This is a genomic window from Alterirhizorhabdus solaris (assembly GCF_007785815.1).
GTDB classification, from domain to species: Bacteria; Pseudomonadota; Alphaproteobacteria; order Sphingomonadales; family Sphingomonadaceae; genus Alterirhizorhabdus; species Alterirhizorhabdus solaris.
In genome coordinates this window covers 1-25216 of sequence record NZ_VNIM01000038.1, presented here as the reverse complement: position 1 = coordinate 25216, position 25216 = coordinate 1, and the positions used below count along the sequence as shown (strand labels likewise).

The following is a 25216-nucleotide window of genomic DNA, read 5'->3' as shown; positions in this document are numbered from 1 at the left end:
GTGATCGTTCAGGCGGCGACGGCTTCACGCAGCGGGGGTGCCGCCTTGGCCTTCGCCTTCAAATACAGGTGCATCCGTTCCGCCACATCGCGACCGTCGCGGATCGCCCAGACGACGAGGCTGGCGCCGCGCACGATGTCACCGGCGGCGAACACGCCGTCGAGGCTGGTCTGCATCGTCTTGTGGTCGATGCGGAGCGTGCCCCAGCGCGTGACCGACAGATCGTCCGCGCCGAACAGCTTGGGCAGATCCTCCGCATCGAAGCCGAGCGCCTTGATGACGAGATCGGCATCGAGACGGAACTCGCTGCCCGGATGCGCCTCGGGTGCGCGGCGACCGGAGGCGTCGGGTGCACCCAGCCGCATCTTGGCGGCCCGCACGCCGCTGACCTGGCCGTCGCCGTCGAACGCCTCGGGCGCGGAGAGCCAGACGAACTCGACGCCTTCCTCTTCGGCATTCTTCGTCTCGCGCTGCGAGCCGGGCATGTTCGCGCGGTCGCGGCGATACAGGCACTTCACCGACCTGGCACCTTGGCGCACGGCGGTGCGGACGCAATCCATCGCCGTATCGCCGCCACCGATCACGACCACGTTCTTGCCGGCCGCATCAAGGCTGCCGTCGTCGAACGCGGGCACGGCATCGCCGAACCCCTTGCGGTTGGAGGCGGTGAGATAATCGAGCGCATCGACGACACCGCCGACACCCACGCCCGGCGCCTTGATCGCACGCGGCTTGTACACCCCCGTGGCGATCAGCAGCGCGTCATGCTTCTCGCGCAGTTGGGCCAGCGTGGCATCGCTGCCGACCGCGAAGCCGTAATGGAAGGTGATCCCCGCCGCTTCCAGCCGCGCCACGCGGCGCATGACGATCTCCTTCTCCAGCTTGAAGCCGGGGATGCCATAGGTCAGCAGGCCGCCGGCGCGATCGTGCCGGTCGTACACATGCACCTCGTAGCCGCGTGCCCGCATCAGCTCGGCGGTGGTGAGGCCGGCCGGCCCCGCGCCGATCACGCCGATCGACTGTCCCCGATCGGCCAGCGGGCGGATCGGCTCGACCCAGCCCTGCTCCCATGCGGTGTCGGTAATGAATTTCTCGACCGAGCCGATCGTGACGGCGCCGTGGCCGGAGAACTCGATGACGCAATTGCCCTCGCACAGCCGGTCCTGCGGACAAATGCGGCCGCAGATCTCGGGCATGGTGGAGGTGGCGTTGCTCAACTCATAGGCTTCGCGCAGCCGCCCCTCGGCGGTCAGACGCAGCCAGTCCGGGATATGGTTGTGGAGCGGGCAGTGGGTGGAGCAATAAGGCACCCCGCACTGCGAACAGCGCGACGACTGTTCCTCTGCCTTGGCGATGGCATAGCGATCCGAAATCTCGCGGAAATCGTCGTTACGCAGTTCTGCATCGCGCTTGGCAGGATAATCCTGCCCCACACGGACGAACGACAACATCGGGTTCTCGGCCATCAAAAGTCTCCCTGCCGCACGTATTAACGCGACAGAAAGGCCAAGTCACGCACAAATCTGCCGATAGGTAAGCCATCGTGACCTATAAAGCAGTGCTCGGTACTTGCGATCCATTCTCACGTTCCGGCGCGGCATCATGTACGTCCGCTACGGCCCTATCGTACCAGAAGCCAGATCAACGCCGCCGTGCCGACGACGATGCGGTACCAGGCGAACGGCGCGAAACCGTGCTTCGACACGATACGGATGAACAGGCGGATCACCACCAGCGCCACCACGAACGACACGACGAAGCCGAGCGCGATCGCCCCCCAGTCGTTGCCGCCCAGCGCATCCCGCTGCTCCCACAATTCCTTGGCGGAGGCGGCGAGCATGACCGGCACGGCGAGGAAGAAGCTGTATTCCGCCGCCGTCTTGCGCTCCACCCCCAGCGTCAGCGCGCCCATGATCGTCGCGCCCGAGCGGCTGATCCCCGGGATCATCGACAGGCACTGGATCACGCCGATGCCGAGCGACGTCCGCCAGCTCATCGCCTCCACGCTGAACACGCGCGGCTGCTTCACCAGCCGCTCGATCACCAGGATGGCGACGCCGCCCGCGATCAGCGCCACCGCCACGATCACCGGCGTCTCCATCATCGCCTTGATCGCCTTGTACACGACGAGCCCGATCGCCACCGCCGGCAGGAAGCCGAGCAGCAGGTTGCGGGTGAAGGCGATCGCCCCGGCATCGCGCCGCAGCAGCCCGGCCGCCACCCCGGTGAAGCGGCGGAAATACAGCACCACCACCGCCAGGATCGCGCCGAGCTGGATCACGATGTCGAACGTGGCTGACCCGGCGCCATGGAAGCCGAGCAGCTCACCCGCCAGCACCAGATGGCCGGTGGAGGAGACCGGGATGAATTCGGTCAGCCCCTCGACGATGCCGAGCAGGATGATGACGAGAAGCGATGGACCCATGACGATACCCTAAGATCGGCGCGCGTGGCATGCCGCCGGCCCGGGTGGCGCGGCGGCGGTCGGTGTCGGCGGGTGTCGCGTCAGGCGACCGGGTGCGCCGCCTTGGCGAAGCGGCCGTGGCGGCGATAGCGCACCAGCCAGCGCGGCGCGACGGTGGCGAGCGGGGTAGGGGCGATGCCGAACGCCTCGACCCCGTGTGCGCCGGGCGCCACCACATTGTCGCGGCTCAGCATCAGCCACTGGTCGAACGTCATCGGCGCGCCCCACAGCCCGCCGCCCACCTTGGTCATCAGGCGCGACATCTCGTCCGGTATGTCCACGATCGAGGGGGCGCGGCCGATGGTCGTGGAGATCCACTCGTTCAGCTCGCGCATCGTGATGACCTGCGGGCCGCCCAGCTCGTAGGTGTTGCCGCCGTGCGTCGCAGGGTCGAGCGCCGCCGCCGCGATCGCCCGGGCCGCATCGGCCACGAACGCGGGCTGGAACTTCGCCGTGCCGCGGATCACCGGCAGCACCGGCAGCTTCTGCGCCAGCCCAGCGAAGCGATTGACGAACTGATCCTCCGGCCCGAACAGGATCGACGGGCGGACGATCGTGGCGGTGGGGAAGGCGGCGCGCACGGCGGCCTCGCCCTCGCCCTTGCTACGACCATAGGCCGAGGGCGATTCCGCATCGGCGCCGATCGCCGAGATCTGCACCAGCGCGCCCGCGCCGGTGGCGGCAGCTGCCTCCGCCACGTTGCGCGCGCCCTGAACGTGGATCCGCTCGAATCGCCCCTTCAAGATGCCGACGAGGTTCACCACCGCGTCCGACCCGGCGATCGCGCGGGCCACGCCGTGCGCGTCGGTGATGTCGGCGGCGGCGAACTGGGTCTGGCCCAGGCCGCCCAGCGGTTTGAGGAACCACGCCTTGCGCGGATCCCGTTCCACCACGCGAATCCGCGCGCCGCCGCGCAGCAGCTCCTGCGCGACGTAGCGGCCGAGGAACCCCCCGCCGCCGAACAGCGTCACCAGCCGATCCATGCCATGCTTCCCGTTTCGATCGTTTCGTGAATTTCGCAATGCACCATCGCCGACGCTGTTGACAAGCTCCGACACCCTCCCCTAAAGGCGCCCTCCTACCCCGTGCCCAGATGGCGGAATTGGTAGACGCACCAGCTTCAGGTGCTGGCGATCGCAAGGTCGTGGAGGTTCGAGTCCTCTTCTGGGCACCACTTTCGGTCAAAGCCGGGCACCATTGGTGTGGCCGCATTGCCGTTTCGCACAACTGCGGTTTCCAGCGCGCACTTGCTGCCCTGGATATGGATGATATCGTTGTTTACGGTGACGCTATCGATCAGCAGCCGGACATAAGCTTTGCGCAGGGCCGGGTTGTCGCCCTTCAAATGCTCGCAGATCGCCTTGCCAAACCTGGCAACGGTGTCTGCGTCGATTCGGCGTGAGCGTCGTGCAAGTTGCAGCGACAAGCTACGCTCGGTAGCGTCGAGCTGCGCAATGTTTTGACGGTGTTGGGCTAGACGCTCCGCGAACACCGTATCCTTGGGGGACATCAGGCCCTCCTCGACCATCTCGAGCAAGCGGCGCATCCGCGTTTCCGCCGCAGCCTTCTCCCGCCGGACGCGATCGAGATCCTTAAGGCGCTGTGTATCTGCAGCATCGGACCTCTCCAGCACCGCGTGCAGCAGTTCCGTCAGCCGCTCCCGCCGCAGGATGCGGTCGGTCAGGACGGAAAGGACGATAGCGTCGAGTTCGTCCTGCCGAATCGCGCGTGTCTCGCAGCGCCCGGCGCCGGCGGTGAGCTTCGCATTGCAGGCATAGTAGACATACTGGCCGGACTTGCCGGTGCGGATTGTCATGCCGGCGGCGCAATCCGGTGCGCCGCAGCGCAGGATGCCGGTAAGCAGCGTTGGACCGTTCGTGACCCGTGGTGGCGTGACCCTGGGCGCCGCCTTGGCCACAGCCATCGCCGTGGCGGCCTGCTCAACGCCATAAAAACCCTCTAAAGTCGTCATCCGCCCCGAAACCGGCACCCGTTCCGCGCGGACCAAGCACCGTCGTCGCGCATCGGCGTCAGCCTCGTGCATCCGGAGCGACACACCGTGATCGCCTCGATCGCCGGGATGCGGCGTTCGAGGCGATCCGGCTTGCAACGTGTCGGCAGGCGACTCGCCGACACCGATCCGCCGTCCTCAGTTCGGCAGGGGCAGCGTCTTCGTCACGGTGCGCGTGGCGAACGTCGCTGGCCCGGAGAGGTCGGGCTGTTCGCCGCCGACGTAGATGCGGTATTTCCCTGCTACGACTTGGATTTGACCGTCCGGCGACACGGAAGCGAGATCGCGCGGGGTCAGCTCGAACCGCACCCGGCGCTTTTCGCCGGCGGCCAGCGCGATCCGCTGGAACCCCCGCAGCGCGACACGCGGTACGCCCGGCGCGTCGGGGAAGCCGAGATACAGCTGCGCCACCGTGTCTCCGGCACGCTTGCCGGTGTTCGCGACATCGGCATCGACCACGATCCCGCCCGCGCTGCCGCTGCTCCGGGCCGTCGCCGGCCCGTAGGTGAACGTCGTGTAGCTCAGCCCGTAACCGAACGGATAGACCGGCTGCCCGGTGAAGTAACGATAGGTCCGCCCCTTCATCCCGAAATCCTCGAAGGCCGGCAACTGCTTGATATCGCGATAGAAGGTGACGGGGAGGCGACCCGCAGGATTGGTGACGCCGGCGATCGTCCGGCCGACCGCCAGCCCGCCGGCCTCGCCCGGATACCACGCCTGCACGATGGCGTTGGCGTTCTGTTTGGCCCATTCGAGGTTCATCGCGCTGCCGCTCATGTTGATGACCACCAGCGGCTTGCCGGTCGCCTTGGCCGCCGCGAGCAGCTTCATCTGGTCCGCCGGCAGGTCCAGCGTCGTCCGGTCGCCGCCGTTGAACCCGGGCAGCTTGATCGACGACTCCTCGCTTTCCAGCGTGGAGGTGATGCCGACGACCGCGACGATCACGTCGGCATCCTTCGCCGCCGCCGCGACATCCGCCTCGGGCGTGCGGGAGATGCGCTGCCAGTCCAGCTCGCCGAACTGGAGCACCGGCACCTGGATGCCGACGCTGATCGGATATTGCTGGCCGGCCTTCAGATCGACCGTCTCGAACACCGGCATCACCGCCGGGTTGAACCCGTTCTTGATCGCGATCTCGGGCCTGTCGCCGATCTTGAACGACCCGAAGATCGTCCGCACGCCGACGCGGTAGGTGCCCGTCTCCGGCGCGACGAGGAAGCCCTTGGCGACGACCCTGCCGCCATCGGGCAGCAGCGGCTGGGTGAACAGTTCGGCACTGACCATCGGCTCGACCCGGGTCGCGACCGGGGTGTCGGCGAGCGGTGCGGTGATCGCATGCGCGAACTTGGCCATCAGCGATGTCGCCGCCGGCTTGCCGTCGGGCTTGAGCGGATAGTAGCTGACGGTCATGCCGGGCTTGCCGTCCTCGGTACGGAGCGCCGAGGCCGGTACGACATTGCCGTCGGTGATCGAGGCGCCGGCCGGTACATAGGTGATCCGCGCGCCGGGCAGCGCCGCCTTCAGCCCGTCGAGCACCGACGGCAGGTCGGCCGTCTCGCGGTTGGTATAGTTGCCACGCAGCACGCGACGCGAATCCGCCAGCGGGCCGATCACCGCCACCTTCAGGCCGCCGGTCGTCGCCAGCGGCAGCACCCCGTCGTTCTTCAGCAGCACCATCGACCGGTCGGCCGCGGTGAGCGCGAGCGCACGGTGCGCGGGCGAGTTGATCGTCGAGGGGCTGGGCGCCGGCACGGGGCCGCGATCGAACAGGCCGAGGCGGATGCGCTGCGCAAGGCCCTGCGTCACCGCCCTGTCCAGTTCGGCAACGGTCAGCTTGCCGGTCTTCACCGCGTCCACGTAATTGAGCGACTGGCCGAAGCTGTTGCGGTCGAACAGGCTCTCGGTCGCGCATTCCACGTTCATGCCGGCGCGGATCGCCAGCGCCGATCCGGCGACCATGTCGGGCGCATATTTGTGCGCCGACGAGATATCGCGCACCGCGCCGCAATCGGACACCACCGTGCCCTTGAAGCCCCAGGCGTTGCGCAAAGTATCCTGCATCAGGAAGGTGTTGGCGCAGGCTGGCTGGCCGTTGATCGAGCTGTAGGCGCACATCACCGATCCGGCCTTGCCCTCCACCACCGCGGCGCGGAACGCCGGCAGGTAGGTATCGCGCATGTCGTGCAGCGATGCCGTCACGTCCGCCGTGTGCCGTGTCGATTCAGGCCCGCTGTGCACCGCGTAATGCTTGGGCGTGGCGACGATCAGCGGTTTGTCCGGGTTCGGCCCCTGCAGCCCGGTGACGTAGGCGACGCCCATCCGCGCGGTGAGGAACGGATCCTCGCCATAGGTTTCCTGCCCGCGGCCCCAGCGCGGATCGCGGAAGATGTTGAGGTTGGGCGACCAGTAGGTCCGCCCGGCGCCGAGTTCGAGCGCCTTGCCCGCGCGCACCATCGCGTCGCTCGCCTCGGTGCCCTCCACCGCGATCGCCGCCGCGATGTTCTTGACGAGCGGCGCGTCGAACGATGCCGCCAGCCCGATCGGTTCGGGAAAGTTGGTCGCGTGCGGCTGGAAGGCATAGCCGTGCAGCGCCTCGCTCCACCACTGATAGTCAGGCACGTTCAACCGCGGGATACCGGGGGCGGTATTGATGAGCTGGCTGGCCTTTTCCTCCAGCGTCATCTTCGCCACGATCGCCGCCGCGCGCTGTTCGGGTGTCTGCTGCGCCTGTGCGGGCATCGCCGCGACCGCCGTGACGGCGGCGATGATTGCGGCGAGCACCGGCGTGCTGGGCATGGAATTGAAGAGCGGCGTGCGGCGCGGGTGACGCATGGAAACCTCTTTGTCGGGGGATGCGGGAAGGGTGGTCATCATAGGAGCGACAGGCGATAGATCATGGCGTGGCGGTAGGTCTCGCCGGGGTCGAGCCGGGCCGATCCGAACGCGGGCCGGTTGGGCGTATCGGGAAATTTCTGCGGTTCCAGCGCGATCCCGTCGCCCTTCCGGTAGAGGCGTCCGCGCTTGCCGCGCACGCTGCCGTCGAAACCGTTGGCGGTGTAGAGCTGCAGCCCCGGCTCGGTCGTCAGCACGTCGAGCCGGCGGCCCGATACGGGGTGTTCGAGCCGGGCGGCGAGGCGCGGCTCTGCCGTCATGCCCTTGTCGAGCACGAAATTATGGTCGTAGCCCCGGCCGATCGAGATCTGCGCGTCGCCGTTCCGCACACCCTCCGCCAGTGTGCGGGGGGTGCGGAAATCGAACGGCGTGCCGGCCACCGCCCGCAGCTCGCCGGTCGGGATCAGCGCGGGATCGACCGGCGTGTAAAGGGCGGCGGCGATGGTCAGGCGGTGCGACATCGCGTCCTGTGCGGCGTCTTCCCCGGCCAGATCGAACAGGGCGTGGTTGGTCAGGTTGACGACGGTCGACCGGGTGGTCGTGGCGGTGAAGGTGATCGCGAGATCGCCGTCGTCGTGGAGCGTGTAGGTGACCCGCGCGGTGACCTCGCCGGGAAAACCGTCGTCGCCGTCCGCGCTGATATGCTGGAGCACGACCGACGCGGGAGATCGGGTGTCGAGCGCCGCGATCGTCCACACCGCCTGATCGAACCCGCGCCCGCCATGCAGCGTGTTGTCGCCGTCGTTGCGCGTCAGGTGATGGGGCACGCCGTCGAGCACGAGGCGTCCGCCGGCGATGCGGTTGGCATAGCGCCCCACGGTAACGCCGAGGAAGCCGCGCGTCGCCTCATATCCCGCGACATCGTCGTGCCCCAGCACGATGTCTGCCGGCACGCCGTCCGCGTCGGGGACGAGAAGCGCCTGCAGCGTCGCCCCGTAGGTGAGGATCCGCGCGGACAGGCCATGCCTGTTCGACAGGGTGACGGCCTCTACCGGCGTGCCGTCGGCCAGGCGACCGGCGGCCTCGCGCCTCGCCAGCGGGATGGTCGTCGAGGCTGCCGACTGCGCCACTCCTCGTCAGCCCTGCATCGCTTCGAGTTCCACGCCCTTGGTTTCGCGCACGAAGGATCGCACGAAGAAGAACGAGAGCAGCGCGAAGATGGTATAGGCGGCATAGGTCACCGGCAGCCCGACATTCTGCGACAGCCACGGGAAGCTGGAGCTGACCGCGAAATTCGCCAGCCACTGCGCGGCCCCGGCGATGGCCAGCGCCGAGCCGCGCATCTGGTTGGGGAACATCTCGCCCAGCATCACCCACATCACCGGGCCCCAGCTGAGGTTGAAGAACACGACATAGGCGTTCGCGGCATAGAGCGCGGTGGTGCCGACGCCGGCGGGCAGGATCAGGTGGCCGCCCTCGAAGCTGCCCTGGGCGAAGCACCAGGAGAGGGTGCCGAGCGTGACGGCCATGCCCGCAGAGCCGATCAGCAACAGCGGCTTGCGACCAATGCGGTCGATCAGCAGGATCGATACGATGCAGGCGAGGATCGACACCGCACCCGACAGGATGTTGATCTTGAGCGCGTCCGCCTCGCTGAAGCCGACCGCCTGCCACAGCACCGCGCCGTAATAGAACACGATGTTGATGCCGACGAGCTGTTGGAACACGGCAAGCCCGATGCCCACCCACACGATCGGCCGCCAGCCGCCGCCGGGCTTGCGGATGTCCGCCAGGCTCGGGGCGTGGTCGGTCGCCAGCGTCGTCTTGATCTCGGCGAGCTTGGCCCGCGCGACACCGGCGCCCAGCAGGCGGGTCAGCACCTGCTCGGCTTCGTCATCCCGCCCTTTGGCGACCAGGAAGCGCGGACTTTCCGGAATCGCCAGCAACGCCAGCAGGAACAGCAGGGCGGGCAGGGCCTGAACCCAGAACATCCAGCGCCATGCCGCATGGCCGCCCCAGAAGGCACCGAGCGACGACCCCGCCGCCTGCGCGAGATAATAGTTCGCGACGAACGCGCCGGTGAGGCCGGAGATGATCATCACCTGCTGGGCGCTCGACAGGCGGCCACGGATATGCGCCGGCGTGACCTCGCTGATATAGGCGGGCGACAAGACGCTGGCGGCACCGACCGCCGCGCCGGCGAAGAAGCGGGCAAGGGCGAGGATCAACGCGGAATGCGCCGCGCCCGAGGCGAGCGCGCTGACGATGAACAGCAGGGCGGCGACCATCATCACCTTGCGGCGGCCGAAGATGTCGGCGAAGCGCCCGGCCAGGAATGCGCCGAGCGCGCACCCCGGCAACAGCGCGCTGACGGTCAGCCCCAGCTGGCCTTCGGTCAGGCCGAAGGTCTGCCGCAGTCCTTCCTGCGTGCCGTTGATCGCGCCGGAGTCATAGCCGAACATGAATCCGCCGATCGTCGCCACCGCCACGATCAGGCAAATGAACGTCAGGTTCCCCCGTTCGCCGGTATTGTCGGCCATGTCATCCCCGCCATCGATTCTTCTTTGTGAGCGCTACCATGACGACACTTCCCGCGAAGTCAATCGAGCGGGGGCGGGCCGTCGGAGGCCCGGTGCCTGATCGTGAAGGCCACCCTGACATGGCGGACGCTGGCCTCTCGCGCGGCGCTGCGCTCGCGCACCGTGCCGGCCAGCAGGGCCGTGGCCTGTCGCGCCATATCGGCGATCGGCTGGTGGACGGTGGTGATCTCCGGCCAGATCGTGCGGGACATCGCGCTGTCGTCGAAACCGCATACCGACAGGTCGGCCGGCACGTCGAGATGACCGCGATGCGCGACCGCGACGGCGGCGGCGGCCATGTCGTCGTTGCTCGCGAAGATGGCGGTCGGACGCGGCACGCAGGCGAGCAGCGCGGTCGCCGCAAGAAGTCCCGAGCGATAGGTAAAATCGCCCTGTGCGACGAGGCGCGGATCGTGCGGCAGGCCGGCGTCCGCCAGCGCGCGATCGTAGCCCGCCCGCCGCGCGGCGCTCACCGTCTGGTTGGCGGCGCCGGTGATGAAGCCGATCCGGCGATGGCCCCGCCCGATCAGGTGCGTGGTCATCCGGTGCGCGGCCTCCTCGTCGTCGATCGTCAGCGCATGGGCGAACGCTGCCGGACGCCCGGTCGCGATCTGCGCGACCGGCAGGCCTGCCGCCTCGAGCGCGGCCAGCAGGGCGGGATCGTCGCACAGCGGCGGCGGCAGCAGCACCGCGTCGACCCGGTGGCCGGACAGGCGGCCGACCAGCGCCTGATACGGCTCGAGCGGGTCGCATTGCTCGACGATCAACTGGGCGTCGATCAGGCTCGCCTGCGCCAGGCTGCCCATCAGGAATTCGCTCAGATAGGCCGCGCTCGGGTTCGCGTGGAGCAGGGCGATCCGGCACTGCTGGCCACCGGCGAGGCTGCGCGCCGCCAGATTGGGGACATAGCCGAGCGTCGCGATCGCCGTCCGCACTTTGTCGCGCGTGGCGGGCAGAACGCTGGTTTCGGTGTTGATGACGCGAGACACGGTCATCGGCGACACCCCGGCCAGCCGGGCGACGTCCGCCACGGTCGGTCCGCGCGCGCCCAGGCGGGGCCGGCGGCCCCGCATGTTCTCCGTCGTTCCCATCGGTCCCGCGTAGAGCGCATGCGCGGCGCTCACAAGCCGGTCGGCCGGCACGAAAAGGCTTGCCCGCCTGCTCGTGGTAGCGCTACCTCGACGACATAAGCGAGGAGAGCGACGCGTGTTTCTGGGGATCGACGTCGGCACGTCGGGCGTGAAGGCCGTGATCGTGTCTGAGACAGGCGCGGTCCTGGGGCAGGCCACCGCGCCGCTGGGCGTGAAGCGGCCGGCGCCCTTGTGGTCGGAACAGGATGCCGACGACTGGTGGGTGGCGACCGAGGCCGCCATCCTGTCGCTCGATGCGGGCTTGCGCGCCGCCGTTCGCGGGATCGGCCTTGCCGGGCAGATGCACGGCGCCACCCTGCTCGGGGCGGACGACCGGCCGCTGCGCCCCGCGATCCTGTGGAACGACGGTCGCAGTTTCGCCGAATGTGTCGAACTGGAAGTGGCCGGGCCCGATACGCGCGCGATCACCGGCAACATCGCCATGCCGGGCTTCACCGCGCCGAAGCTGCTGTGGGTACGCCGCCACGAACCCGGGGTTTTCGCGTGGGTGCGCAGCGTGCTGCTGCCGAAGGATTACGTGCGGCTGTGCATGACCGGCGACAAGGCATCGGACATGTCCGACAGCGCCGGCACGCTGTGGCTGGACGTCGCCGGCCGCCGCTGGAGCCCGGCCATGCTCGCGGCTTCCGGCCTGGACGAAACGCAGATGCCGGCCCTGTACGAAGGCACGCAGGCCACCGGCTTGCTGCGGCCCGCGATCGCGGCACGCTGGGGCATGGCGGCGGTGCCGGTCGCGGCCGGCGGCGGCGACAATGCGGCGGGGGCGGCCGGCATCGGCGTGATCGGCGACGGAGACGCGCTGCTGTCGCTCGGCACGTCCGGGGTGATCTTCGTCGCCACCGCCGGTTTCCGCCCCAACCCGGCGCGCGCGGTGCATGCCTTCTGCCATTGCCTGCCGGGCATGTGGCACCAGATGAGCGTCCATCTCTCCGCCGCTGCCTGCATCGACTGGGCCGCGCGGCTGACGGGCGTGGATGGCCCGGGGGCGCTGTTCGCGCTGGCGGAAGCGGCAGGCCCGGCGGCGGGGCCGGAGCTTTTCCTGCCTTATCTCTCGGGCGAGCGGACGCCGCATAACGATCCGCACGTGCGTGGCGCCTTCTTGGGGCTGGGCAACGATACCGATCCCGGCCGCATCGCCGCCGCCGTGCTGGAAGGCGTCGCCTTCGCGCATGCCGACGGGCTCGATGCGCTGCGCGAGGCGGGCAGCCGGGTCGCGTCGCTGTCGGTGATCGGCGGGGGCGCGCGATCGGCCTATTGGGGCCGGATCATCGCCGCCGTGCTGGGCGTGCCGCTGGTCTATCTCGACGGTGGCGAGGTCGGGCCGGCGCTGGGTGCCGCCCGCCTCGCGCAGATCGCGGTGACCGGCGCCGACCGGGCGGAAGTCTGCATCCGCCCGCCGGTCCGCCACGTCATCGAACCCGACGCCGGCCTTGCCGACCGGCTCGCCCCCAAGCTCGCGCGCTTTCGCGCGGCCTATCCGCTCGTTCGCCAGATCCAGGAGTGAAGCCCATGTCCGCCGACTATTTCGCGCCGTTCGACACCGTCCGCTACGAAGGCCCCGACAGCGCGAACGATTTCGCCTACCGCTGGTACGACAAGGACCGCGTCGTCTTCGGCAAGACGATGGAGGAATATCTCCGTGTCGCAGTCTGCTTCTGGCACACCTTCTGCTGGCCGGGCAGCGACGTTTTCGGCGGCGGCACGTTCAGCCGCCCGTGGCAGGCCGGCCCCAACGATGCCCCGGCGGCGAAGGCCAAGCGCGAGGCGGCGCTCGCTTTCGTCGAAAAGCTCGACGTGCCTTATTACTGCTTCCACGATGTCGACGTCATGGCCGATGCCGGCGACATCGCATCCTTCCGTCGCAGCTTCGCCGAGGCGGTCGATCATCTCGAGGCGTTGCAGGCGCAGCATGGCCGCAAGCTGTTGTGGGGCACGGCGAACCTGTTCAGCCATCCGCGCTACATGGCGGGCGCCGCGACCAATCCCGACCCGGAGGTATTCGCCTGGGCCGCGTCGCAGGTGCGCGATGCGCTGGAGGCGACGCATCGCCTGGGCGGGCAGAACTACGTGCTGTGGGGCGGACGCGAGGGTTACGACACGATCCTCAACACCGATGTCGGCATCGAGCAGGAGAATTTCGGCCGCTTCCTGTCGCTGGTCGTCGCGCACAAGCACAGGATCGGCTTCAAGGGCGCGATCCTGATCGAACCCAAGCCGCACGAGCCGACCAAGCACCAGTATGATTTCGATACGCAGACGGTGTACGGCTTCCTCAAGCGCTTCGGTCTGGAGAACGAGGTCAAGGTCAACATCGAGGCCAACCACGCGACGCTTTCGGGCCATACGTTCGAGCACGAGATCGCGATGGCGCGCGCGCTCGGCATCTTCGGGTCGATCGACGCCAATCGCGGCGACCACCAGAACGGCTGGGACACCGACCAATTCCCCAACTCGGTCGAGGAATTGACGCTGGCGATGCTGGAGATCGTGCGTGCCGGCGGCTTCACGACGGGCGGCTTCAACTTCGATGCCAAGGTGCGCCGGCAGAGCGTCGACGCGGCGGACCTGTTCCACGGCCATATCGGCGGCATCGACACGATCGCGCACGCGTTGGTCAAGGCCGAGGCGATCATCGCCGATGGCCGTCTCGACGGCTTTCGCGCCCAGCGCTACGCAGGCTGGAACGAGGGACTGGGGCAGGCTGTCCACGCCGCCGACGCGTCGCTCGCCACGATCGCCGATCTGGCCGTCGAGCGCGATCTCGCGCCGCAGCGGCAGTCCGGCCGTCAGGAATGGCTGGAGAACCTCGTCAACCGCTTTTGAGGACGTTGAGACTGGGGCGCTCATCGCCGGCCGCTGAAGGCGGGCGGTGTAATGCGTCCGCCGCCGCCCGGGCGCAGGCAATGGGTGGTCCAAGAGGCCGGGCATCCACCAGATCGGGGCATCGCGTGCCGTGCGGGCCGTCGCGCGATCAGGCGAGGTCAGGCGATTCCGGTCGCGGGCTCGCGAACAGCGGGGCGGCCGGCAGCACGTCGTGATCCCTCGCGCGGGTGCGCGGCGACCGGGGGGCACACCCTAGTCCGGCATTCGCGCGTCAAGCTGCGCTTGTCCTGTCCGAGTCAACTCGCGCCGTCCGCTCGACCGGACGGCAGGGGGGGAGATTGACACAAGGGGTGTCGTCACTCCCCGATCCCCGTGCCACCATCGAACCGCGACCGGCAAGGGCCGGTTCGGGCCATGCGATCCATGTTCCGACGCTCGGTTGACAACCCCCTAGATTCTGCACCACAGTGTAGAAAATAGGAGAGGTGGATAGTGATGGGACGAGCGATCCGGAAGGCCGGTCTGGCGTTTGGCGGCATGGCCGCCGTCGTGGCCATGGCCGGCGCCGTCGCCGCCAGTCGCGCGCCCGCGGTCGAGGGTGCGGACTGGAGCGCCTACGGGCGTGACGGCAGCGAGGATCACTACAGCCCGCTCGTCCAGATCGACGCGGGCAACGTCTCTCGCCTCGGCCTGGCGTGGTCGGCCGATCTCGACACGTTCGACAGCTTCACCGCCCCGCTCGCGGTGGGGGGCGTACTCTACTTCGCCGTCGGCAACAGCGTCGTCACCGCGATGGATGCGGTGACCGGCAAGCAGCTCTGGCAATATGATCCCGAGGTGGCGAAGGTCGTCGGGCACAAGATGCGCGCCGGCTGGGGCACGCGCGGCATCGCGTATTCGGCGGGCCGCATCTTCACCGCCACCCGCGACGGGCGGCTGATCGCGCTCGATGCGAAGACCGGGCGCAGCCTGTGGTCGGCGATGACGATCGATCCGAAGGACGACGCCTATATCACCGGGCCGCCGTGGGTGGCCGGCGACAAGGTGCTGATCGGCTTCGGTGGCGGCGATTATGGCCCGGTGCGCGGCTACGTGACCGCCTACGACATCGCCAGCGGCAAGCAGGCGTGGCGCTTCTACACCGTGCCCGGCGACCCGGCGAAGGGGCCGGACGGTGCCGCCTCCGACAGCGTGATGCCGATGGCCGCCAAGACATGGACCGGCGAATGGTGGAAGGTCGGCGGCGGCGGCAACGTGTGGCACGCGATGGCCTATGATGCGAAATACGATCGCGTCATTTTCGGCACCGGCAACGGCTTCCCGTGGAACCAGAAGATCCGCAGCCCCGGCGGCGGCGACAATTTGTTCCTCGCCTCGATCGTGGCGGTCGACCGCAAGACCGGCAAATATGCGTGGCACTATCAGATCAATCCCGCCGACACGTGGGATTACAACGACGCGATGGATATCCAGCTGGCGACCCTGTCGATCGACGGGCGCCCGCGCGACGTGATCCTGCATGCGCCGAAGAACGGCTTTTTCTACGTGATCGACCGGGCGACGGGGAAGCTGGTGAACACGCCCGGCAACTTCGCCCCCGCCAACTGGGCGAGCGGCATCGACATGAAGACCGGCCGCCCGATCGAGAACCCCGCCGCGCGTTATCCGACCGGCACGGCCTTCGTGATGTACCCTTCGCCGACGGGCGCGCATGCGGTGGAAACGATGTCGTTCAACCGCAAGACCGGCCTCGTCTATATCCCCCAGATCGAGCAGCAGCGCGTCGTGACCGATCCGGCGAACGTGGCCGGCTGGACGTACAAGCCGGGCATGTTCGTCAACACCGGGCTGGGCGCGGTGCCGGCGGGGATGACGGTGGCGCCGCCCGGCAGCAATCTCGTCGCCTATGATCCGGGGAAGCAGAAGGTGGCGTGGAAGCTGCCGCAGAACGGCATCCTCAACGGCGGCACGATCACCACCGCCGGCAATCTGGTGTTCCAGGGGCTGAACACCGGCAGGTTCGTCGCCTTCGCGGCGGACAGTGGCAAGCAATTGTGGTCGTTCGACGCGCAGAACGGCATCCTCGGCAACGCGATCACCTATTCCGCCGGCGGCCGGCAATATGTCACCGTCATCACCGGCTTCCGCTCCAGCTTCGCCAACACGCCCAACTGGGATTATCGCGAGCAGAAGCGGCGGGTGCTGACGTTCGTGCTGGACGGCAAGGCGGCGCTGCCGCCGGTGGAGCCGGTGGACCAGCCGATCCTCGACGATCCGGCCTTCGTGATCGATGCGGCAAAGGCGAAGGTGGGCGCGGGTATCTACGGGCAGAGCTGCGTGATCTGTCACGGCGCCGGCATGATCGCGGGCGGTGCCGCGCCGGATCTTCGCAAGGCGCCGACGCCGATGGATGCCGACGCCTTCTATCAGGTCGTCCACGAGGGCGCGTTGATGGAGCGCGGGATGGGCCGGTTCGACAATCTGACGACCGCCGAGCTGGAGGGCTTGCGCCACTTCATCCGCCAGCGCGCGCGAGAGACCGGCCCGGCGAGCAAGCCCAACCCGGCGGCCGCACCGAAGTGAGCGACGGGGCCGGCGTGACGACGACGCGCGCCGAGCGGGCGCAGCTGCGGCTGGGCGTGGCGGTGCTCGCCGGCGCGGCGGCGATCGCCGCGTTCGCCGCGGGGTCGTCGCCCCCGGCGGGCGCGCTGCCCGTGCCGGGCCGCGACTGGGCCGGTTTCGGCGGCCCGGCCGAACAGCATTACAGCCCGCTCGACCAGATCGACGAGGGCAACGTCGGCCGGCTGGGCCTCGTTTGGTCCCACGATATCGACGGTGGCCCCAACGCCGCCAGCGCGCCGGTGGCGGTGGACGGGGTGGTCTACTTCGCGGTCGGCTACAGCGTGATCCACGCGGTCGACGCTGCGACCGGCAAGCTGTTGTGGCGCTACGACCCGCAGGCGCCGCAGCGCGCGGGCCGCAAGATGCGCTCCGCGTGGGGCATCCGTGGCATCGCCTATGCGCAGGGGCGGATCTTCACCGGCACGATCGACGGCCGGCTGATCGCGCTCGATGCGAAAACCGGCGCACTGGCGTGGAGCGTGCAGACAATCGACCCGGGCGACGCCGCCTATATCACCGGGGCGCCGTGGATCGCCGGCAACAAGGTGGTGATCGGCTTCGGCGGCGGCGATTTCGGCCCGGTGCGCGGGCGCGTGACCGCCTATGATATCGCCAGCGGCAAGGAGGCGTGGCGTTTCTACACCGTGCCCGGCGATCCGGCGAAACCCGATCATGCCGCCTCCGATCCCGTCATGGCGATGGCGGCGAAGACGTGGGACAAGGGATCGTGGCGCTGGGGCGGCGGCGGCACGGTGTGGAACGCGATGGCCTATGATGCCAAGCTCGACCGCATCTACATTGGCACCGGCAACGGCACGCCGTGGAACCGCAAGATCCGCAGCCCCGGCGGCGGCGACAACCTGTTCCTGTGCGCGATCATCGCGCTCGACGCGAAGACCGGGCGCTACATCTGGCACTATCAGGTCAATCCCGGCGAGACGTGGGATTACAACGCCGCGATGGACATCGAGCTGGCCGAGCTGGACATCGGCGGGCGGATGCGATCGGTGATCCTGCACGCGCCGAAGAACGGCTTCTTCTATGTGATCGACCGGCTGACCGGGAAGCTGATCTCGGCCGAGAAATTCGTGCCGGTGAACTGGGCGACGCGGATCGACACGGCAAGCGGCCGGCCGGTGGAGACGCCTTGGGCGCGCTTCCCCGGTGGCAAGCCGGTGGTGATCTTTCCCTCGCCCGTGGGCGCGCATTCGGCCGAGGCGATGGCGTACAGCCCGCGCACCCGGCTCGCCTACATCCCGGCCAACGATCAGGCGCGCGTCTATCTGGATGCACCCGACCTGCCGGCCTGGGGCTTCAAGCCGGGGCAGGTCATCAACAACGGCATCGGTGCGGCCCCGCCCGGCATGGTGCTGCCGCCGGGCAAAAGCGCGCTGCTCGCCTGGGATCCGGTGGCGCAGAAGGCGGCGTGGCGCGTGCCGCAGACCGGCCAGCGGACCGGCGGCATCACGGCGACTGGTGGCGATCTGATCTTTCAGGGGCAGGCGAACGGGCAGCTGACCGCGTTTGCCGCGCGTACCGGCAAGCCGCTGTGGCGGTTCGATACGCAGAACGGGGTGCAGGCCCAGCCGATCACCTACATGGCCGGCAACCGCCAGTACCTCACCGTGATGGCGAGCTGGCGGGCGATGGGGCCGAGCGGGCGCGTGCCCGAATATGACTATTACACCACGCGCCGGCGGGTGCTTACCTTCTCGCTCGGCGGCAAGGCAGTGCTGCCGCCGCCCGCGCCGGTGACGCCCATCGCCGACGATCCTGCCTTCCGCGTCGATCCGGCGCTGGCGGCGGCAGGCAAGGGCCTCTTCGCGGCGCATTGCGCGATCTGCCACGGGCCGGCGGGCAATTCCGGCGGGGCGGCACCGGACCTGCGTCGGGCCGGCGCGCCGCTGAACCTGGAGGCGTTCACCAGCGTGCTGCACGATGGCCTGCTGGTCGAGCGCGGGATGCCCCGGTTCGAGGACCTCAGCCCCGCCGAGATCGCCGGGTTGCAACATTATATCCGGCAGCAGGCCCGCACCGCGCTGGCCGCTGGCGGATCGCCGCAGGCGGCGGCGCGCATCGCGCAGGAGGCAAGGAGACTGCATGCAGATCAATGACGTGACCACGCTCGATCGCGACGGGGCCATCGCCATCGTCACCATCGATTCGCCGCCGGTCAACGCGCTGTCCGCCACCGTGCGCACGGGCGTCGCCGAGGCGATGGCGAAGGCATATGCCGACGATACGGTCGCGGCGATCGTGCTGATGTGCGCGGGCCGCACCTTCTTCGCCGGGGCCGACATCACCGAACTGGGCAAGCCGCCGATCCAGCCCGATCTGCGCGCATTGCAGCGGATCGTGGAGGATGCGCCGAAGCCGGTGATCGCCGCGATGCACGGCACGGCGCTGGGCGGCGGGCTGGAACTGGCGCTGGTGGCGCATCGCCGCATCGCGGTGCCTTCGGCCAAATGCGGCCTGCCCGAAGTGAAGCTGGGCCTGATGCCCGGCGCGGGCGGCACGCAGCGCCTGCCGCGCGTGGTGGGGGCGGAGCGCGCGCTGGAGATGATGACGAGCGGCGAGCCAATCGGCGCGGACGAGGCGGAACGGATCGGCCTGTTCGACCGGCTGGCGGCGGAAGGGGCGCTGCGCGAGGACGCCGTCGCCTTCGCGCGCGCGGTGGCCGCTGCCGGCGAACCGCTGGAAAAGGTGCGCGATCGCCCGCTCACCGCCGAACCGGGCCTGTTCGATGCGTTCCGCGCGACGCACGCCCGCCGGTTTCGCGGCCTGACGGCGCCGGAGAACATCATCCGGTCGGTAGAGCAGGCCATCCCCCTGTCGTTCGAGGAGGGGCTGACGAACGAGCGCGACCTGTTCCGCGAATTGCTCGACGGGCCGCAGTCGGCCGCGTTGCGCCATGTCTTCTTCGCCGAGCGGCAGGCGGCAAGGGTGGATGCGCTGCCGAAGGGCATTGCGACCCTGCCGGTAAACCGGGTCGGGGTGATCGGCGCGGGTACGATGGGCGGCGGCATCGCGATGAACTTCGCCAACGTGGGCCTGCCCGTCACGATCGTGGAGACGAGGCAGGAGGCGCTCGATCGCGGTCTCGGCATCATCCGCCGCAATTACGAGAACAGCGCGAAGAAGGGCAAGCTGACCGCCGATCAGGTCGAGCAGCGCATGGCCTGCCTCACCGGCTCGCTGGCGCTCGACGATCTGGACGACTGCGATCTCGTGATCGAGGCCGTGTTCGAGCAGATGGACGTGAAGCAGGACCTGTTCCGCCGGCTGGATGCCGTGGCGAAACCGGGCGCGATCCTGGCGACGAACACCTCCTATCTCGATGTGGATGCGATCGCGGCGGTGACCGGGCGGCCGGAAAGCGTGCTCGGCCTGCACTTCTTCTCGCCCGCCAACGTGATGCGGCTCCTGGAGATCGTGAACGCGGACAAGACCGACCCGGCGGTGCTGGCGACGGCGGTGGCGCTGGCGCGGACCATCGGCAAGGTCGGCGTCGTCGTCGGCAACTGCTTCGGCTTCGTCGGCAACCGCATGCTCGCCGCGCGCCACGCGCAGGCCGAGGCGGTGGTGAACGAGGGCGCGATGCCGTGGGACGTCGATCGCGTGATCGCCGGCTTCGGCTTTGCCATGGGGCCGTTCGCGATGCGCGATCTGGTCGGGCTGGATGTGGGCTGGAAGCGGGAGGCATCGACAGGTGCCACCGTGCGCGAGGTGCTGAACGAGATGGGCCGCCACGGCCAGAAGACCGGCGGCGGCTATTACGATTACGACGAGAAGCGCACCGCCACGCCTTCGCCCGTCGCCGAACGGGCCGTGTTCGATTTCTCGGCGGAGCAGGGGATCGAGCGGCGCGCGGTGTCCGACGACGAGATCCGCGACCGCTGCCTGCTTGCGATGGTGAACGAGGGCGCGAAGATCCTCGACGAGGGTATCGCCCAGCGCGCGTCCGATATCGATACGGTGTGGATCAACGGTTACGGCTGGCCGCCCTATCGCGGCGGGCCGATGTTCTGGGCCGATCAGGTCGGGCTGCCGGTGGTGCTGGAGAAGCTGAATGCGCTGGCGGCGGCGCACGGCGACGTGTTCGTCCCCTCGCCGCTGATCGAACGGCTGGTCGGATCGGGCAAGGGCTTCGCGGACGCATGATGCAGGCAGGCCGCATCGCGATCACCGGCGTGGGCGAGACGCCGTTCGTCCGTGCCAGACCGAAATCGTTGCTGGAGATGACGGTGGAGGCCTCGCTCGGCGCGATCGCCGATGCCGGGCTGAAGCCGGCGGATATCGACGGCTTCGTCGTCAACCGCAACAGCCACTCGGCCGACGAAATCGGCTTCGCGCTGGGGATCGACCGGCGACCGTTCAGCGCGATCACCGACACGGTGGGCGGCACCGGGCCGACCGGCTCGGCGCTCACGCTGGCGCACCTGGCGATCGAGGCGGGGCTGTGCCGGCACGTGCTGGTGCCCTACGGCTTTCAGGCGACGCGGCCGGGCGGCCCCTACGGCTTCCATTCGCGCGAGCCGCTGAAGGCCGATCTGGAGATGCCGGTCGGCTATTTCGGCCAGCCCTCCTATTTCGCGACGATGGCCAATCGCTACGCCTACGAACATGGCCTGAGCGAGGAGGAACTGGCGTCGGTTTCGATCCCCTTTCGCAAGTGGGCCGAGCTGACCCCCTCGGCGCAGAAGCGCGAGCCGATGGATCTGGCGGGCTATCGCAAAAGCCCGATGATCTCCGCGCCGTTCCGCGTGGCGGACTGCTGCCTGATGACCGATGCCGGCGCGGCCTATGTGGTGAGCGCCGCCGATGTCGCGCGCGATGCGCCGCATCCGGTGGTGGCGGTGGAGGGTCTCGGCCTCGGCACGACGCGCTGGCCGCATGCGATGATGTTCACGCAGGCGCCCTCGATCTTCGACTTTCCCGGCCGCGAATCCGCCGCCGCCGCCTTCGCCATGGCGGGGGTGGGGGCGGGCGACCTCGATCTGGCGCAGATCTACGACGGGTTCAGCATCTCCGCGCTGGTGCAGGCCGAACAGCTCGGCCTGTGCGGCGAGGGGGAGGGCGGTCGCTTCTTCCACAGCGGCGCCGCGATGCCCGGCGGGCGGATGCCGGTGAACACCAGCGGCGGGCACATGTCGGGCGGCTACCTGCCCGGCATCACCCTGCTGATCGAAGGCGTGCGGCAGTTGCGCGGGGGGCGGGGCGCGGCGCAGGTGCCCGATGCGCGGCTGTGCGCCGTCACCGGCCTCGGCGGCAATTCGCACGCCACCACCATCCTGGCGAGGCACTGACATGGGCATCCCGATCCACCCACCCCGGTTCGACAGCGACCTGCTCAGGCCGTTCTACGAGGGGCTGGCGGCAGGCGAACTGCGGCTGACGGCCGACAGCGAAACCGGCCAGTGGGCCTGGTATCCGCCCGAGATGATGCCGGGTCGTCCTGCGGCGACACTGGTATGGCGCAGGGCGAGCGACGAGGGCACGGTGTACAGCTTCACGCGGGTGGAGCGCAGCCTGCTGCCGGGCGATCATCGCGCCGAGGTGCCGTTCACCGTGGTGCTGTTCGAGCCGGACGACGCCCCCGGCTGCCGCGTGCCCGGGCTGTTCGTGGCGGGCGACGACGTGTCGGCCGCCTGCGGAATGCGGGTACGGCTCAGCCCGGTGCAGGCGGGCGATCATGTCGTGGCGGGGTTCGCGCCGATCGGGTGAGCGGCGCGGCATGCCGTGCGCCCGCTCGCTCAGCCCGCCTCGAAGGCGCGGCGCATCGCGTAATAGTCGTCGTCGGGGAAGCGGCCGCTGTGCTGGCCGGCCGGCCAGGAGGCGATCGGCGTGGCGGCCGGCGATACGACGCTGTAGTCGGACAGGCCACGGCGCTGGATGATCTTCCAGACGCCACCGCGCCGCTCCAGCCGGTCGATGTAGCGGCCCTCGAAGAAGGCATCCTCCTCGCCGCCGCCGGTCTTCGCGTCGCGGCGGTGATGCGCGAAATAATAGCATTCGCTGAACGCGCGGTCGCCCTTCACGTCCACCGCGATATTGGAGATGTGGTGCGCGGTATATTTCACGGCGCGCAGGATCTTCATGGCGAAACCGATGAAGTCGCTGGACGCGCCGTCGAAGCCGCCGTGGTGATGGCGCGATTCCGGCCAGAAGCAGGATCGCAGCAGCGCCTCGTCGACGCGATCGTTGGCGCGGGCATAGTCGTTCAGGACGCGGGCGACCGCCTCCTTCGCTTCGAGCCGGTCGAGCCGGCTGGCGAGATCCTCACCGGCTGGCCGGGCAGGCGCCTTCGCGGCGGCGGCGGCGGCGAGGCCGATCGGCAGCGCGGCCACGGCCCAGAGCGCGCGACGGCGCATGCCTTCCGGCGCGTTCTCGGGCGCGCTCATGCCGCCACCGCCCGGCGCGGGCCTTCGGCCAGGCCGGCGGCGATCAGGTGCGGCAGCACCTCACGCTCGAACAGGCGCAGCCCGCGCCACGATATCTCCGGGTCCAGCCCGCCGAGCAGGGCGTGGAACGTCAACTGCGCGCCGTTACCCAGTTCCCTGGCGTAGGCCACGCATTCGGCCGGGGTGATGACCTTGATGTTCGGCATCTTCTTCAACTCCTCGACGGTTTCGGCGGCGGAGTAGCGGGTCTGGCCCTCGCCGCGTTCCTTGGCCCAGTCGGCATAGGTGTTGAACGCATAGGCGATGTGCGGCGCCAGCACCGGCCAGTCCCGCTCGGGATCGTCGCTGACGTAGAGGAAACTCGCGCTCGGCGTGACGAGCTGTTCGGGCGGCGGGAAGCCGCAGGCCTCGCGCTCGGCCTTGTAGATGTCGAACAGGTCCGGCGTGCCGGGGAAATACTGATAGCCCTTGCGCGCGGCGCGCAACGCGGACTTCTCCGTCGATCCGCCCATGTAGATCTTCGGCCCGCCCGGGGTGGCCGGGGCCGGCGTCACCCGCACGGTGCGGCCGCGATATTCGAACGGTTCGCCTTTCCATGCCTTCGCGCAGGTATCGAGCGCCTCGGTCTGGAGCGCGAGGCGCTTGGCCATGTCCTTGCCGAACATCTCGAATTCGTGCGGGCGGTAGCCCATGCCGGCGGTGAGCACGAGCCGGCCGTCGGACAGCAGGTCCAGCACGGCGAGATCCTCGGCCAGCCGGATCGGATCGTGCATCGGCACGACCAGCGCGGACAGGTGGACGAGGATCTGCGTCGTGGCGCCGAGGATCGAGGCGGCCTGGACCATCGAGGACGGGCAATAGCCGCCCTCCGCGCCATGATGCTCGGCCAGGTAGACCTGTCTGAACCCCAGCCCGTCCGCCCAGACTGACTGGTCGATCGCGGCGCGATAGAGGGCGGTGTGGGGGGCGCCGAAATCCGGCCGGTTCATGTCGTAGCGAAGGTTGAGTTCCACAGGCGTACTCCGGGAAGACGGGCGAAGGCGGATCAGGCCGCGACGATGGCGATGCGGCGGGCGATGAGATCGTCGATGGCGGCCGGGGCGAAGCCCGCCTCGGCAAGGATCTCGCGCGTATGCTCGCCCAGACGCGGGGCCGATCCCTTGCGCACGCCGGGCGTGCCGTTCAGCCGGTTGAACAGGCCGAACTCGCGGATGTGGCCGTACATCGATGCCTTGTCCTCGAACACGCGGTCGGTCCGCGCGGCCCAGTCGGCCAGCAGCGTCTCCTTCACCCATGATGTCTCGCGGACGATCTCGACGGCGGCGCCGGCCGCATCCAGCAGGGCGAAGGCCTCGGTTGAGGATCGCGCGGCGAACCACGGGGCGATGATCGCGCCCAGCGCGGCATCATGCCGGCTGCGGGCGGCGGGCGAGGCGAAGCGCGCATCGTCGGGCAGGCCCGGCTGGCCGATCGCGGTCGCCAGTGCGGCGAAGCGATCGTCGGCGCGGCAGCAGATGCACACCCAGCCGTCGGAGGTCGGGTAGATCCGGTCGAGCGCATCGAAGCCGGTCTGCGCCCGGTCGAGCCGCAGGCCGTACACCACCTTCTTGTCGGCATTCAGGAAATGCTCGGAGGTGGTCCACAGGCTGGAATGGAGCTGCGGGCATTCGACATAGTCGCCGCGCCCGGTGTGTTCGCGTTGTTCCAGCGCCATCAGCACGGCGGCCGCCCCGAGGAAGCCGTTGTTGTAATCCTCGTTGCCGAAGACGGCGCGGGTCGGCGGATTGCCCTCGCCGCCGCCCTCGTAGAGCAGCCCGGTCCAGCCGCTGACGAGCGGGGCGAAGCTTTTCAGCCGCGATTTCGGTCCGGTGGAACCGTAGCCGGGCAGGTAGGCGTAGATCAGCCGCGGATTGATCGCCGAGAGCGTCTCGTAGCCGATGCCCAGCTTCTCGCCCTTGCCGGGGCGCAGGTTGTGCATGACCACGTCGGCGCTCTCGACCAGCCTGTTCGCGGCGGCCAGCCCCTCCGGCGACTTCAGGTTGAGCACGATGCCGCGCTTGCCGCGCTGGGCGGCGTCGAACACGTCCGGCAGCGGGCGCATCTGGTCGCCGTCCGGCGTCTCGATCTTGATGACGTCGGCACCCAGATCGGACATCAGCCGCCCGGCGTAGCCGCAGGCGAAGAAGGAGGAGAAGTCGAGCACCCGCAGCCCTTCCAGCGCGTGGCGGATCGGCTTGGCCGGGATCGTTCGCGGCGTGCGCGGTTCGGCGAAGATGGTGGTGATCGCGGCGTTGTCCGCGCCGATCGCGGGGGCCGGGGCGGGCACCCTGGCG

General features: G+C 69.1%; 18 protein-coding genes, 1 tRNA gene and 1 pseudogene. 9 read left to right on the top strand and 11 right to left on the bottom strand.

The genetic code is table 11. The annotated features are described in order from the left end of the window. Positions 1 to 8: 8 nt before the first annotated feature. From FOY91_RS10740 to FOY91_RS10730, 3 genes are all read right to left on the bottom strand, one after another. A complete protein-coding gene (locus FOY91_RS10740) occupies positions 9 to 1466 on the bottom strand; it encodes an NAD(P)-dependent oxidoreductase (RefSeq protein ID WP_145151296.1) in 1458 nt (485 codons plus the stop codon). Positions 1467 to 1621: 155 nt separating this feature from the next. Beyond that, the gene (locus tag FOY91_RS10735; RefSeq protein ID WP_145151293.1) at positions 1622 to 2425 is read right to left on the bottom strand and encodes an undecaprenyl-diphosphate phosphatase; all 804 of its coding nucleotides are present in this window, start codon (positions 2423 to 2425) and stop codon (positions 1622 to 1624) included. Positions 2426 to 2505: 80 nt separating this feature from the next. Further along, a complete protein-coding gene (locus tag FOY91_RS10730) occupies positions 2506 to 3447 on the bottom strand; it encodes a complex I NDUFA9 subunit family protein (protein WP_145151290.1) in 942 nt (313 codons plus the stop codon). 104 nt (positions 3448 to 3551) lie between these two features. On the opposite strand from FOY91_RS10730, the gene FOY91_RS10725 reads away from it, so the two are divergent. Beyond that, positions 3552 to 3638: transfer RNA gene (locus tag FOY91_RS10725), tRNA-Leu, on the top strand. Next, positions 3609 to 3866, top strand: a complete 258-nt coding sequence (locus FOY91_RS10720; RefSeq protein ID WP_145151287.1) for a hypothetical protein — start codon at positions 3609 to 3611, stop codon at positions 3864 to 3866. Before FOY91_RS10725 ends, FOY91_RS10720 begins: the two co-directional genes overlap by 30 nt. A 291-nt stretch (positions 3867 to 4157) precedes the next feature. On the opposite strand, the pseudogene FOY91_RS22830 reads toward FOY91_RS10720, so the two are convergent. From FOY91_RS22830 to FOY91_RS10695, 5 genes and pseudogenes are all read right to left on the bottom strand, one after another. Beyond that, positions 4158 to 4388: pseudogene (locus FOY91_RS22830) on the bottom strand (recombinase zinc ribbon domain-containing protein); the annotation flags it as partial. A gap of 225 nt (positions 4389 to 4613) precedes the next feature. Then, positions 4614 to 7307, bottom strand: coding sequence for a glycoside hydrolase family 3 C-terminal domain-containing protein (locus FOY91_RS10710; RefSeq protein WP_203234544.1), 2694 nt, complete (start codon positions 7305 to 7307; stop codon positions 4614 to 4616). 38 nt (positions 7308 to 7345) lie between these two features. Further along, positions 7346 to 8437, bottom strand: coding sequence for an aldose epimerase family protein (locus tag FOY91_RS10705; protein ID WP_203234543.1), 1092 nt, complete (start codon positions 8435 to 8437; stop codon positions 7346 to 7348). A 6-nt stretch (positions 8438 to 8443) separates the two neighbouring features. Continuing rightward, a complete protein-coding gene (locus FOY91_RS10700) occupies positions 8444 to 9847 on the bottom strand; it encodes a sugar porter family MFS transporter (protein WP_145151284.1) in 1404 nt (467 codons plus the stop codon). Between the two features lie 59 nt (positions 9848 to 9906). Further along, the gene (locus tag FOY91_RS10695) at positions 9907 to 10977 is read right to left on the bottom strand and encodes a LacI family DNA-binding transcriptional regulator (protein WP_238995521.1); all 1071 of its coding nucleotides are present in this window, start codon (positions 10975 to 10977) and stop codon (positions 9907 to 9909) included. Between the two features lie 115 nt (positions 10978 to 11092). On the opposite strand from FOY91_RS10695, the gene xylB reads away from it, so the two are divergent. The 7 genes from xylB (at position 11093) to FOY91_RS10660 (ending at position 22206) form a co-directional block, all read left to right on the top strand. Then, positions 11093 to 12541 carry a xylulokinase gene (gene xylB / locus FOY91_RS10690; RefSeq protein ID WP_145151276.1) on the top strand — a complete coding sequence of 483 codons (1449 nt, stop codon included), beginning with the start codon at positions 11093 to 11095 and terminating at the stop codon, positions 12539 to 12541. A 5-nt stretch (positions 12542 to 12546) separates the two neighbouring features. Further along, entirely contained in the window at positions 12547 to 13860 is a 1314-nt protein-coding gene (gene xylA / locus FOY91_RS10685) for a xylose isomerase (RefSeq protein ID WP_145151273.1), read from the top strand. A 495-nt stretch (positions 13861 to 14355) separates the two neighbouring features. Further along, the gene (locus FOY91_RS10680) at positions 14356 to 16443 is read left to right on the top strand and encodes a PQQ-dependent dehydrogenase, methanol/ethanol family (protein WP_238995519.1); all 2088 of its coding nucleotides are present in this window, start codon (positions 14356 to 14358) and stop codon (positions 16441 to 16443) included. Between the two features lie 44 nt (positions 16444 to 16487). Further along, positions 16488 to 18596: a PQQ-dependent dehydrogenase, methanol/ethanol family gene (locus FOY91_RS10675; RefSeq protein ID WP_145151333.1), complete on the top strand. Its 2109-nt coding sequence runs from the start codon at positions 16488 to 16490 to the stop codon at positions 18594 to 18596. Continuing rightward, positions 18583 to 20643, top strand: a complete 2061-nt coding sequence (locus tag FOY91_RS10670) for a 3-hydroxyacyl-CoA dehydrogenase NAD-binding domain-containing protein (RefSeq protein WP_145151270.1) — start codon at positions 18583 to 18585, stop codon at positions 20641 to 20643. The genes FOY91_RS10675 and FOY91_RS10670 overlap by 14 nt, the downstream gene beginning before the upstream one ends. After that, positions 20640 to 21788, top strand: a complete 1149-nt coding sequence (locus FOY91_RS10665; RefSeq protein ID WP_238995517.1) for a thiolase family protein — start codon at positions 20640 to 20642, stop codon at positions 21786 to 21788. Before FOY91_RS10670 ends, FOY91_RS10665 begins: the two co-directional genes overlap by 4 nt. Position 21789: 1 nt before the next feature. Then, a complete protein-coding gene (locus tag FOY91_RS10660; RefSeq protein WP_145151267.1) occupies positions 21790 to 22206 on the top strand; it encodes a Zn-ribbon domain-containing OB-fold protein in 417 nt (138 codons plus the stop codon). Between the two features lie 29 nt (positions 22207 to 22235). On the opposite strand, the gene FOY91_RS10655 is transcribed toward FOY91_RS10660, so the two are convergent. The 3 genes from FOY91_RS10655 to FOY91_RS10645 form a co-directional block, all read right to left on the bottom strand. Then, the gene (locus FOY91_RS10655; RefSeq protein WP_238995515.1) at positions 22236 to 22883 is read right to left on the bottom strand and encodes a nuclear transport factor 2 family protein; all 648 of its coding nucleotides are present in this window, start codon (positions 22881 to 22883) and stop codon (positions 22236 to 22238) included. After that, on the bottom strand, positions 22880 to 23896 hold the full coding sequence (locus FOY91_RS10650; protein ID WP_238995513.1) for an LLM class flavin-dependent oxidoreductase: 1017 nt from the start codon (positions 23894 to 23896) through the stop codon (positions 22880 to 22882). Before FOY91_RS10650 ends, FOY91_RS10655 begins: the two co-directional genes overlap by 4 nt. 32 nt (positions 23897 to 23928) lie before the next feature. Then, positions 23929 to 25216 (bottom strand): CaiB/BaiF CoA transferase family protein (locus tag FOY91_RS10645; protein ID WP_145151264.1); only part of this gene is annotated, 1288 nt, incomplete at its 5' end.

Excerpts from the sequence above, each read along its gene's own strand:
- FOY91_RS10740 (WP_145151296.1), bottom strand. The coding sequence starts at position 1,466 with ATGGCCGAGAACCCGATGTTGTCGTTCGTCCGTGTGGGGCAGGATTAT.
- FOY91_RS10735 (WP_145151293.1), bottom strand. The coding sequence starts at position 2,425 with ATGGGTCCATCGCTTCTCGTCATCATCCTGCTCGGCATCGTCGAGGGG.
- FOY91_RS10730 (WP_145151290.1), bottom strand. The coding sequence starts at position 3,447 with ATGGATCGGCTGGTGACGCTGTTCGGCGGCGGGGGGTTCCTCGGCCGC.
- FOY91_RS10710 (WP_203234544.1), bottom strand. The coding sequence starts at position 7,307 with ATGCGTCACCCGCGCCGCACGCCGCTCTTCAATTCCATGCCCAGCACG.
- FOY91_RS10700 (WP_145151284.1), bottom strand. The coding sequence starts at position 9,847 with ATGGCCGACAATACCGGCGAACGGGGGAACCTGACGTTCATTTGCCTG.
- FOY91_RS10695 (WP_238995521.1), bottom strand. The coding sequence starts at position 10,977 with ATGGGAACGACGGAGAACATGCGGGGCCGCCGGCCCCGCCTGGGCGCG.
- xylA (WP_145151273.1), top strand. The coding sequence starts at position 12,547 with ATGTCCGCCGACTATTTCGCGCCGTTCGACACCGTCCGCTACGAAGGC.
- FOY91_RS10680 (WP_238995519.1), top strand. The coding sequence starts at position 14,356 with ATGGGACGAGCGATCCGGAAGGCCGGTCTGGCGTTTGGCGGCATGGCC.
- FOY91_RS10670 (WP_145151270.1), top strand. The coding sequence starts at position 18,583 with ATGCAGATCAATGACGTGACCACGCTCGATCGCGACGGGGCCATCGCC.
- FOY91_RS10665 (WP_238995517.1), top strand. The coding sequence starts at position 20,640 with ATGATGCAGGCAGGCCGCATCGCGATCACCGGCGTGGGCGAGACGCCG.
- FOY91_RS10660 (WP_145151267.1), top strand. The coding sequence starts at position 21,790 with ATGGGCATCCCGATCCACCCACCCCGGTTCGACAGCGACCTGCTCAGG.
- FOY91_RS10655 (WP_238995515.1), bottom strand. The coding sequence starts at position 22,883 with ATGAGCGCGCCCGAGAACGCGCCGGAAGGCATGCGCCGTCGCGCGCTC.